Source organism: Vibrio sp. 10N.261.52.A1 (assembly GCF_002876325.1).
Lineage (GTDB): Bacteria > Pseudomonadota > Gammaproteobacteria > Enterobacterales > Vibrionaceae > Vibrio > Vibrio chagasii.
The window spans coordinates 5,675-6,700 of the sequence record NZ_MCYD01000895.1; the positions used below are offsets into that span (position 1 = coordinate 5,675).

A 1,026-nucleotide genomic window follows, 5' to 3' on the forward strand; every position below is an offset into this window, starting at 1 on the left:
GGCACTATGGGCTTTGGTCTGCCTGCTGGCATGGGTGTTAAGTTTGCTAAGCCAGATGAAGAAGTAGTAGTGGTAACCGGTGATGGCAGTATTCAGATGAATATCCAAGAGTTGTCTACGGCGCTGCAATACAATATCCCAGTTAAGATTATTAACCTAAACAACCGTTTCTTAGGAATGGTAAAACAGTGGCAAGACATTGTTTATCAAGGTCGCCACTCTAACTCATATATGGACTCTGTTCCTGATTTTGCTGCCATCGCAGAGGCTTATGGCCACGTAGGTATGCGCATTTCATCTCCAGATGAACTGGAATCAGGTTTGGAAAAAGCACTGGCGATGAAAGACCGTTTGGTATTTGTCGATATCAGTGTGGATGATACCGAGCACGTATACCCAATGCAGATTAAGGGCGAGGGTATGGATAACATGTGGCTAAGCAAAACGGAGAGAACATAATATGAGACACATTATTTCACTACTAATGGAAAACCAACCGGGTGCGCTTTCTCGTGTTGTTGGTTTGTTTTCTCAACGTGGCTACAACATTGAGTCGTTGAACGTATCGCCAACCGATGATCCAACGCTTTCTCGTTTGAACGTGACGACCAACTCGAGCGAAATGCAGCTTGAACAGATTCAAAAGCAACTGCACAAGCTGATCGATGTACTAAAAGTGCAAGAGGTGTCTGAGCTTGAACACATCGAGCGTGAGCTCTTGATGGTTAAAGTACGTGCGAGCGGTTTTGCTCGTGCAGAAGTGAAACGCACAGCGGATATCTTCCGTGGTCAGATCGTTGATGTGACGGCTTCTCAATATACAGTGCAAATGGCGGGTACGAGTGAAAAGCTGGATGCTTTCATTCAAGCGTTGTCTGAAGTGACTGAAGTACTTGAAGTGGCACGCAGTGGCGTTGTGGGCATCGCCCGTGGCGAACGTGCGCTGAAAGCTTAAACAACAAGCACTTAAAAAATAGTTTTATAGCCGCTTTTTTAAGCGGCTTTTATTTTGTTAATTTTATAGCT

Annotated in this window: 2 protein-coding genes; both read left to right on the plus strand. The window is 44.9% G+C overall.

Annotation, left to right across the window (positions count from 1 at the left end; all coding sequences use genetic code 11):
- A partial coding sequence (locus BCT81_RS19395) for a thiamine pyrophosphate-dependent enzyme (RefSeq protein WP_241908244.1) occupies window positions 1-459 on the plus strand: 459 nt, incomplete at its 5' end.
- Between the two features lies 1 nt (window position 460).
- Window positions 461-955 (plus strand): acetolactate synthase small subunit, encoded by a 495-nt coding sequence (gene ilvN, locus BCT81_RS19400; RefSeq protein WP_008219984.1) that lies wholly within the window; start codon window positions 461-463, stop codon window positions 953-955.
- Window positions 956-1,026 lie beyond the last annotated feature (71 nt).

Bases quoted from the DNA above. Each gene is read 5' to 3' on its own strand.
- ilvN (WP_008219984.1), top strand. From the start codon at position 461: ATGAGACACATTATTTCACTACTAATGGAAAACCAACCGGGTGCGCTT.